General features: G+C 42.4%; 7 protein-coding genes. 5 read left to right on the top strand and 2 right to left on the bottom strand.

Annotation, left to right across the window (positions count from 1 at the left end; genetic code table 11):
* From PGR09_RS24375 to PGR09_RS24360, 4 genes are all read left to right on the top strand, one after another.
* A partial coding sequence (locus PGR09_RS24375; RefSeq protein ID WP_430916576.1) for a hypothetical protein occupies positions 1 to 2,544 on the top strand: 2,544 nt, incomplete at its 5' end.
* 234 nt (positions 2,545 to 2,778) lie between these two features.
* Complete coding sequence (locus PGR09_RS24370) at positions 2,779 to 4,224, top strand: TolC family protein (protein ID WP_196796515.1); 1,446 nt, start codon at positions 2,779 to 2,781, stop codon at positions 4,222 to 4,224.
* Between the two features lie 13 nt (positions 4,225 to 4,237).
* Complete coding sequence (locus PGR09_RS24365) at positions 4,238 to 6,373, top strand: type I secretion system permease/ATPase (protein WP_063416570.1); 2,136 nt, start codon at positions 4,238 to 4,240, stop codon at positions 6,371 to 6,373.
* 63 nt (positions 6,374 to 6,436) lie between these two features.
* Positions 6,437 to 7,717, top strand: coding sequence for an HlyD family efflux transporter periplasmic adaptor subunit (locus PGR09_RS24360; RefSeq protein ID WP_289575955.1), 1,281 nt, complete (start codon positions 6,437 to 6,439; stop codon positions 7,715 to 7,717).
* A 249-nt stretch (positions 7,718 to 7,966) separates the two neighbouring features.
* Here PGR09_RS24360 and PGR09_RS24355 read toward each other — a convergent pair whose 3' ends face one another.
* On the bottom strand, positions 7,967 to 8,437 hold the full coding sequence (locus PGR09_RS24355) for a hypothetical protein (RefSeq protein WP_080957272.1): 471 nt from the start codon (positions 8,435 to 8,437) through the stop codon (positions 7,967 to 7,969).
* Positions 8,434 to 9,348 carry a winged helix-turn-helix domain-containing protein gene (locus PGR09_RS24350; RefSeq protein WP_430916575.1) on the bottom strand — a complete coding sequence of 305 codons (915 nt, stop codon included), beginning with the start codon at positions 9,346 to 9,348 and terminating at the stop codon, positions 8,434 to 8,436. Before PGR09_RS24350 ends, PGR09_RS24355 begins: the two co-directional genes overlap by 4 nt.
* Positions 9,349 to 9,580: 232 nt before the next feature.
* Between PGR09_RS24350 and PGR09_RS24345 the strand changes: the two genes are divergently transcribed.
* Entirely contained in the window at positions 9,581 to 10,144 is a 564-nt protein-coding gene (locus tag PGR09_RS24345; RefSeq protein WP_430916574.1) for a hypothetical protein, read from the top strand.
* Positions 10,145 to 10,492: the final 348 nt, after the last annotated feature.

Raw genomic sequence — 10,492 nt, 5'->3', positions numbered from 1 at the left:
ATTGCGGGCCTGGAGAAAGCCGAAGCCGCCGCTGCCGCGAAAAACCTTGAGGAAGGTAAAGCCGACGCCAATAAGGCGATCGACGACATGACCTACCTGAGCGACGAGCAGAAAGAAGCGGCTCACCAGGCAGTGAACGACGCCACCGACATTGCGGGCCTGGAGAAAGCCGAAGCCGCCGCTGCCGCGAAAAACCTTGAGGAAGGTAAAGCCGACGCCAATAAGGCGATCGACGACATGACCTATCTCAGCGACGAGGAGAAAGAAGCGGCTCACCAGGCAGTGAACGACGCGACAGGTGTGGCGGGCCTGGAGCAAGCGCTGGCCGATGCCACCAGCAATAACCTTGATGGCGCGAAAGATAGCGCCAACAAGGCGATCGACGCTATGGATAACCTGAGCAAGGATGAAAAGGACGCAGCCCATCAGGCGGTAAACGACGCCACTGATATCGCGGGGGTGGAGAAAGCTCAATCCGACGCCGCCACCCTCAATGCTGAAAACGAACCGTCATTCCTGGAAGATATTCTCAGCGGCATCTGGAATGCGATTATTGCCATTCCGAAAGGATTGTTAGAAGCACTTAAATCGGTTATTCCGATGTTAAGTGATTACCACTTTTTGCTCGAATCCGCGCCTGCGGCACTGACCGGCGTCGCCCTGGTCGCCTGGGAAGCACTCGTTGAAGTTATTCACGTGCCATTAAGCTTTATTTCCAATATGGTTCAGTGGGTTACAGGATTTATCACCGGTATTCTGGGAGGGATATGGGGACCATTAGGAACCATTCCACATATCTTTAATGGTATACTGATTCTCGTAGATGGCCTGGGTAACGGCTTAAAAATTATTGTAGAGAGTATCGGTGTTGGTCTTATTAGCCTGCCTGCGATCGTTACCGGCGCCATCGGCTGGGTGATAACCCTGGTTAAAGGATTTACCGCCTTACTAAACGGTGATTCCTCCGCGATGGAGGATTTCGTCGCTGATTTCTCGCAATCGCTATTGCAAAACCCACTGATTCCATTAGTACTGGGCGATTTGTTCGTCGCAGTTATGGCTATTCCTAAGCTAGGCGTTGAAGTTATAAGCGTCATTGCCGAATGGATTCTGGGAATTATTACAGGATTCCTGCAGTTTATACCGGGATTAATACCTATTGCCAGTGTGGTTTCAGATTTCACGCTGGCTATTGACGGCGTTCTTATTGCTATTCATTATGGCTTAAGTAATGTTGTCAACCTGGTCACGAAACTGGGCATGGCGCTGATCATGGGTCTCCCGATCGCCATGAGTGCTGGGACATCGGCGGTAACCATAATCGAAGCCTTTATAAAAGGGATGCTGGGTTTAAACTCTGATTCCGATACTCCAGATACGCCGATCAATAATTTCATTGACTCCATTATTGACTTTATTTCTTCGCCGATCGAAGGCCTCAAGAATATTTTTTCTTCTATTTCCAATAGCATTCAGGATTTCTTTAAAGATCCACTAGGCTTTATTGGGAATATGATCCAGAGTGCTATTGATGTTATTCTTGCGCCATGCAAGTTTATTATTGATACAGTAGGTTCTATTATTGATTTTATTGCCGCGCCGTTTGAGGCTATCGGCAAAGTTATTGGTAATCTCATAGAATGCATTGGTAACTTCCTCAGCGATCCGTTTGGCGCTATTGGTAACATATTCCAGGATATCATAGATATTATTCTTGCGCCGTGTAAGTTCTTTATTGATACGGCTAGCTCCATCTTTAACTTTATTACTAATCCGATTGATTCGATATTAAAACTGCTCGGCGATCCTCTTACATTGATGGTCAAATTTATTAGCGACCCAGTCGGAACGGTTACAGATATTATTAACTCGGTCATTGATGCCATCTTGAGTCCATTTAAGGGAATCATTGATTTTATCTCCGAAGTTATTTATGGCATCACTCATCCGCTGGAAACGATCTCTAATATCATTAACGATATTGTCGCGAAAATTTTTGGCGGCTCCTCCAATGACAATGTGGCCGCCAATGCGCTCAATACTTTAGCTGATTCCGTTGAAACTGCTGCCGAGGCGGCGAAACCAGCGGCTGAAACCCTTGATAAACTGCTCGTTAGCGCAGAAAAAACGGTTGATAATCTTCTGGAAAAATCTGTGGGTGAAGGCAGCGAGAAAAGTTTGTCTACTGATGATTTGGCCACCATGACCAATACGCTTAATGAGTTAGCCACTTACTCTGATAGCAACGTAACTTCGCTTAACGAAATGGTTGATTCGCAGACTTCTCAGGCTTCACAGGCTTCTAAGGAAGCAGTAAACGAAGAGTTGACTGATGAACAGCTCGCTTCGCTGACGGAGGAAAATAATGCCAACGATATCAATTTGGATTCTCTGGTAGGTGAAGAAAACAATTCCGTCGTGGCAGAAAACAAAGTTACTGAACAGCAACAAGGTGCTGAAGATTCTGGAGAATATAACGCACTGAATCAAATCGTCAATCAGCTACAGCTAAATGAAGAAAGTTATCAGTATGCTGCTGCTTAATTCTAAGTAATACCTTTCCCGGCTGCTACATCGGTTAGCCGCCGGGATTGGTCAGCCACATAGCTTTACAGTATGTGGTTCTCAACGGTGTCATGAGATGTACCTTCATGCACGATACCAGATATACATCATCATGGAATGATAACGCGTTGTATTTATAATTCAGGGAGCTATCCAGTGGGACTTACTCATAAAGCACGACTCTATTTATCCGTTGCCATAGGAAATCTGTTAATGATTGCTAGTGCTTCCTGTGAGCTTATCACTTTTCCCGTTTCATTTGTTAATGAGGATAAATCATCAACGTCACCAGAAACTCCACAACCAAATAAGCCACTGTCCAATGATGCCCCAGTTGTATATGCTAAACCGGTTGAAAAAACTCAACTTGCAAAACAACTGCCGCCTGCTGCACCTGCAGATATGGTTATAAAAAATATTATTTCTTCAAAAGAAAAATATAATCTGCACAGCGCAATGCTGATGGCCGTTAGCTGGCACCCGGAAATTAAACGGGCAATAGCTGAATCGGAAAGACTAAAATCGATGATAGATGAGGTTAAATCTGCATATTATCCTAATGTGCAAATGGGCCTTAATTCCGGTATCGCCAAAGATGATTATAGTGATGATAATAATAAAACCAATCAACTCAACTTATCAGTTGAGCAGATGATTTATGATTTTGGTAGCACCAGTGACCGGGTTGAGCTCTCTCAACTGAATGTCGCCAGCGCCAGCTACGAAATAGAAAAAGAGATTAATGATATTCTTTATCAGACGATTGGCGCCTATTTGCAAATAGTCCGCTATCATCAACTCAGCGCTGCGGCAAAGGAACGTATTGACGGTTTTTCTAAGATCAAAGATTTAACGAAAAAACGCGTTGCGCTGGGGGCCAGCGCTGAATCTGATTACTCTCAGGCAAACCTCAGAGTAGCCGAAGCACTCTCAAACTATAATGATTATATATCACAATATAAAAAATGGCTGGCAACGCTGGATCATCTATTAAATAAAAAAATATCAGCCAGTATTATCATGGAGTTCCCTAATGAAATCGAAGAACTCTATAATAATATCTTACGTGATAATCCAGTTAATACTGACTCACCGGCAATTAGGATTGCCAGAGCTAAAATTGATATCGCCAAAAAACAAATCGATGTCCAAAAGAATGAATATTATCCGACAATAACGTTGGCCCCTTACTATGAACATGATTTGACTGAACAATCGACTAACAATGGCACCACCAAAAACCGCGACCGTTATGGCGCATTTATTAATGTAAAAGTCCCGCTTTATCAGGGCGGATCTGTATCTTCTAAGGTACAGCAAGCACAAGAAGCGCTCAATACTGCGCAATTTAACTTAGATGCTGAAAAGAATAATGCCGATCAGAGGATAATGGAATATTCGAGCCAAATGCGAAACACCAAAATTAGCCTGGAAAACAAACGCGAAAGGGAGCAGAGCGCTATAAGAACGCGTAATCTTTATATGTCACAGTATCTGGAGTTGGGGGCTCGTTCGGTTTCCGATTTAACCAGCGCTGAAGCCGAGATCCATCAGACCAAAGCCGACATCATTAATAGTCATTATACCGTGTCGAACCTTGCCATGGAAAGTCTGTACTATGCTGGCAAATTAATTAATTTAATGAAAAATAAAGGATGATATAGTGCAAGATATGGATTTCTTTTCCTCTATGGAAAATGACAGTGGCGCCAAAGAGTACTATCTGGAGCAGTGGAAAAGCGCGTTAGTGACTATCGCGCACCATTATCGTCTTAATGTTTCAGAACAGAATATCCTGATAACATCTCTATGGCATGATAAAGATTCAAGCAGTAAAGTTGTAGAGATTATGAGTCGCCGGGCAGGGCTTTCTTTTAAGGAAGACGCTGTTGCGGGTTATCGTTTTAATTCGTGGTTGTTTCCGCAAGTGCTGGAAATGAAAGATGGCCGTCTGGCCATTATCAAGAGTATTGATGAAGATAAAAATTTTGTTGTCTCGTTTATTGAAGATAATGAGCTGATCTCACTATTACAAGAAGATGAGGTCCGCGCTGAAGGTCGTAGAATTATCACGCTGCGCCCGGCCAAAAATGTCTCCGACCCTCGCATTGATGATTACATCAAGCCGGCTGAAAAGTACTGGGTCTGGAAAATTATTTTTGCCGACATGAAACCATACTATCTGGTCATACTGGGGTCTCTGTTTGTCAATGTGCTTGGTCTGGCCGGTATTACTTACTCTATGCAGACCTACGACCGTGTCATTCCAGCACAGTCACATCCTACAATGTGGGTGCTTTTCATTGGTGTGATCCTGGCGCTTATTTTTGATTTCACCTTGCGCTTAATTCGCTATAGCGTAACTGATATCCTCGGCAAGCGTGCAGACTTGATTATTTCAGACAGGGTCTTTGGTCGTGCCTTGAGGATTAAAAACCCTTATCGCCCGAAATCAACAGGGTCGTTCATTTCTCAACTAAAGGAACTGGAACAGGTTCGTGAAATGATGACTTCGTCAACCGTCGTTGCCATCACGGATTTACCGTTCTTCTTTATGTTCCTGGTAATTATCTATTTTTTGGGGGGAATTGTCTTCCTCGTACCTTTAGCTGGGGCCATTCTTATGGTGCTTCCTGGTCTATTAAGTCAAAAGAAACTGTTCAGGTTAGCCAACACGGCTACGCGAGAATCCAGTCTGCGTAACGCCATGCTGGTCGAAACGGTTCAAGGGCTGGACGACATCAAATTTTTGCAAGCCGAGCATCGCTTTCAACAGCAATGGCTGCACTACATTAAGACGACGGCAGAAAACAGTCTGGAATTAAAGCATCTGACGCATACCTTAACAACCTGGTCATATTTCGTCCAGAGTTCGGTGTTTGTATGCCTGGTACTGGTAGGAACTCCCTTTGTTATGTCCGGCGATCTGTCAACCGGGGCATTAGTGGCCTCATCCATTCTGAGCTCAAGAATGATGGCGCCTATTGCGCAAATAGCGAGCATCATAACTCGTTGGCAACAAACCAAAGTCGCGATGACTGGTCTCGACTCGATAATGCAATTACCCATCGATCAACCGGAACATCAGCGGTTGATTCACAAGAAATTTATCGAAGGCCAGTATTCGATTACCAACGCGGCTTTTACGCATCAGGTAGACGGTCAGAAAATCGCGGTGAGTATTGATTCGCTGGAGATCAAAGCGGGTGAGCGTATTGCCATTCTTGGGCGCAATGGTTCGGGTAAGTCATCGCTGTTAAACGCGCTTTCAGGGATGATGCATCAGAAGTCCGGCGAAGTAATTCTGGATGGTATCAATATTAATGATATCGATCCCGCCGATCTGCGTCGTGATGTTGGATACCTGAGCCAAAACTCTCGACTATTTTTCGGTTCGCTTCGTGAAAATATTACACTGGGATCCCCCTTGGCCCAGGATGAAGATATTATTGAAGCCATTAAGATAACCGGTGCCATTAATTTCATCAACCAGCTACCATCGGGTTTAGATTATATTATCCAGGAGGGTGGGCACGGTCTTTCTGGCGGACAGCAGCAGACTATTCTGTTGGCTCGACTGGTATTGCGTAATCCTAATATTGTTATTATGGATGAACCCACTTCCTCACTGGATGATGTGACAGAAGATGAGTTCGTCAAAAAAATGAGCAACTGGATTTCCGGTAAAACAGTTATTATTGCTACCCATCGTAAGAAAATATTGGATCTTGTTAATCGAACTATCGTGGTGTCTGGCGGTAGGGTGGTGTTAGATAAACGCAAAGATGAAATTATTGATGATATGTAATTAATATATTGCCACTAATTATATCATTATATTTTGCCCAGCTATTTTAAATGATGGTTTTTAATGAAAAATATACCAGGAAAAGTAAAAAAGAATTTTATACTTACAAAGGACTTTTGTAAGAATGTTTTTTTTACAACGGATAAGGATGCGACTCATAGGGTACGAGAGACTGACGAGTTTACGCTTGCCGACACGCATGGCGGCGTTAAGACTAGCCGGGCATTGTATATATTGCTCAGCGTTATCTTTTTTCTCAGCGTATTTTTGCTGTGGGCTTCTATGTTTAGTATTGATGAAGTCTCGAAAGGCGATGGGAGGGTTATCCCCAGCTCGAAAGAGAAGATCATTCAATCTCTTGATGGTGGGATTCTCGATAGAATCAACGTTACTGAAGGACAGATAGTTCAGGTGGGGGATATTATTGCTAATCTGGATACGATAAGAACCCAGGCTGCAGTGATGGAATCTGAATCCAAATATCGGGCGCTATTGGCCAGCAAAGTTAGACTTTTGGCGGAGATTAGCAATCGTCCTTTAGTTTTTCCTGATGAATTACATGGTTTTGCAGAAATCACCGATAGAGAAATGGTGCTTTATACTTCGCGGAAAAATAATTATATCTCGTCGATGAAAGATATTCAGGCGTCAAGAGTATTATTGAATAACGAACTCGCGATTAACACTCGACTTATGGCCCAAGGGGCGTCAAGTAAAGTTGATGTTATCAGACTCAGGAAGCAGCTCGTCGATCTGAATATGAAAGAATCAGAGCTAAACTACAACTATCAGGTAAAATCAGGAGAGGAACTATCGAGAATTTCCGGAGAAGTTGATTCGTTATATCAGAAGATCATCGGTCAGCGCGATCTACTGAAAAAATCGACCATCACTTCTCCAGTCAGGGGCATTGTGAAAAATATTGAAGTTAACACTATTGGTGGCGTCATTCCCCCAAATGGAACTATCATGAACATCGTTCCCCTTGATGACCGATTACTTATCGAGGCTAAAATATTGCCACGTGATATCGCTTTTATTCATCCAGGACAGCGTGCGATCGTCAAAATCACCGCCTATGACTACTCAATCTATGGGGGACTGGATGGTGAGGTGGTAACAATTTCACCTGACACGATTTCCGATCCTCAAAAACCGGAAGTTGTTTTTTATCGTGTTTATATCAGAACCACGAAGGACCATTTGCAAACTAAAGATAATAAACAGCACTTTATTTCTCCTGGGATGGTGGCGAGTGTAGATATCAAGACCGGCAAAAAGACAATCCTTCAGTACCTGATTAAACCATTTAACAAGGTTGGTGAAGCGCTTAGGGAAAGATAGCCAGATGGGGCTTATGCTGGCGAATCACCGTATGTCAAAACTAAAACGGGTTTCTGTCACCAGGGGGGCGTCATACCAGATGCGTCCCCCTGGACCGGGAGAGGAAAAGCAACCGGAGGTAATAGAAGGCGTCCGGTTTATTATCATTAATATCCGCGTGGCGTCTCAACGATCTCACGACGACGTCGCGGAATCGACTCCCACAATTGCTGACTGGTGACCAGTAAAATATATCTTGTTGATAATACATTAACCTGATTGATTACAATAAAAAACAGGCATGCGATGCACGAAAATTATCGGGATATTGAAGCCATCCCGCTTGAGTTGTATGGTAAGGTCTTTTCCTGTCTGATAAAAAAATTCGGGGAGATGAATATTTACATTTCCTTTTTCACTGTTATCTCCGTAAAACTTCTCTACTCTTTTACTGTGAAAAGTATAAATATCATCCATTCTTGTATAGGTAAAACTAATCACTCTCCTGATATTTATCCGAACACCATTGTCTACCGCATAACCATACATTGTTAACTCGCCTTTATTACCGCCAAAAATAAAACCATAACTTGCATCTAATTTAAAATCATTGTTAATGAGAGTATGGCGGCTATGGCATGAAATAGCACTGTCGGTATTAAATGGAGAAGGTAAATAAAAATATACCCCTGCAAAAGCGCCTAAACATGCAAGTGAGCATAAAATGGATTTATATCTCATGGTGTTTCCTCTAATTCTCTCGCTATGGTAACGGAGCGACAGTCTTGTTGTTTTTTATTATATGTAGCGCAGTTGATTATGTTTATTTTTGATTGCATCGGAGATACGGTAAAAAAAACGTTCTCTTTATTAAAGCAGGGTAACCCGACACTTTTCATTATGTTTTTAATTTCATTTTCAGAATATTGATCACCTATAGTGTAGATGAAGCAGTTCGTGGATGAGAGTTGGTTATAAGATTTGAATATATTATCATTAGTGAAGCTTATGTATATGAATCCCAATACGGTTATCAGTATTAATAATATAGCTCCGGTGAATAAAACGTAGCGGGTTTTTATTTGTAATCTATTCTTTTTCGCAACCTGAATCGTTGACGTGAGGACCATATCAGAACCAAATTCGGGAGGAAGCGATACAGGTATCTCCTCGGTGAAGTGTTTTTTGCCGATTTCAACGGACTGCACTGGTTCTATATCCTTTTCCGCTGTGCCTTCTGGTGTTTGATTACTCTCATTGAGTTGAAACGCCGGGGGGGTATCCTGCGTAATTAATACACTGACACTATTGTTAAAAATAATACCATGACGTGGGACGGTTTCAATAACATCACATAATTCCAGCTGTGCCAGTTTTCTGCGTAGATGTAGTATGCACTGATAAAAAGTATTAGAACTCACCGTGGACTCTCGCTTCAAGCCCCAGGCGTACAGGATTAGCTCATCCTGAGATACAAGACGTCCTTGGTTTTTTAATAATCTATCCAGACAAAGGCTTGCTGGAACATGAAGTTTAAGTTTTGTTCCAGTATTCATGTCCTCTATTGTTCTGCGAAATGGAATAAATTTAACACGACCATTAATTATAAAGTAATGATTATTTTTTGAGCCGCTTTCTTTTTCTTCGATCATTAAAAAATCCTTTTATATTAATGGTTTATTTCTTCCGCGCTAAGACGAGTAGGATAACTTAATATGAAATAAAATCTCTAAATTAAGGCATAACTAAAGTGAATAAGAATAAGAAATGACTTTTCAGTGTAAACCAATCAGAAAACTATCTATTCTTCACAATAGAAAGCGAAGCGCTTTATTAGTTTGCTTTGTAATAAAAAAAGAATCAACAACAACAATGAATTTCAGAATGATTAAAATTGATGATGACTTATCTGTTATACATTGTGCTTTGACGATGGAATATCATTTTTATGTCAAGAATCAATATGTAAAATTGGGTCTTGATACGATGTATGATGAGCTTAGACTGGGTGAAAAAAGTAAAATATATATACTTGAGGAGCTTGGTTTCCTTAGTGTCTATACTTTATTATATATGATTCATTTGATTTATGAACGCAGGGATGCCTCAATCATCATACTGAGCGATAGAATCGTTCAGGGAGATGCGTCTTTGTTCTTTGTATCAAAACGTTTATCAATAGATGAGTGGCGTAAAATATTACTGGTTGATAATTCAAAACAAATTAAAGTATTAATTTCGTATTACTATTCAATTTGCAATGGGGAAGGGTTAACCCAACAGGCGCATGCTGTTTTACTGATGACCCGGGGAATTAAAACCATTGGCTCTATATGCAATACGTTGAATCTTAACCGGAAACAAGTTTCATATTATCACTCAAAACTCAAAGAGAAACTTGGTTTGAATGACCCGATGTTATTTTATAACTATCTCAACTGGTTATAACAGCGCGCTGGCCCCGAAGGGGTGAGCCGCGTTGCGGCGAATAATCGAACGCAGTTCGATGGAGAGTCCGGTTGCAGAAAAGCAAAAACCCAGCCATAGGCTGGGTTCTCTGAATAAGTGGTGCCCGGACTCGGACTAACGCCGCAGGCGTTGAACAGCACGCTTGTCGCGCTGGCCCCGAAGGGGTGAGCCGCGTTGCGGCGAATAATCGAACGCAGTTCGATGGAGAGTCCGGCCGCAGAAAAGCAAAAAACCGCCTTTTGGGCGGGTTCTTTAAATAGTGGTGCCCGGACTCGGACTAACGCCGCAGGCGTTGAACAGCGCGCTTGTCGCGCTGGCCCCGAAGGG

Origin of the sequence: Klebsiella sp. 141251, from assembly GCF_050600725.1 — a bacterium.
Classification (GTDB): domain Bacteria; phylum Pseudomonadota; class Gammaproteobacteria; order Enterobacterales; family Enterobacteriaceae; genus Klebsiella; species Klebsiella aerogenes.
Note: the sequence above shows the minus strand (reverse complement) of the source record. Positions and strands in the feature narration are given on the sequence as shown.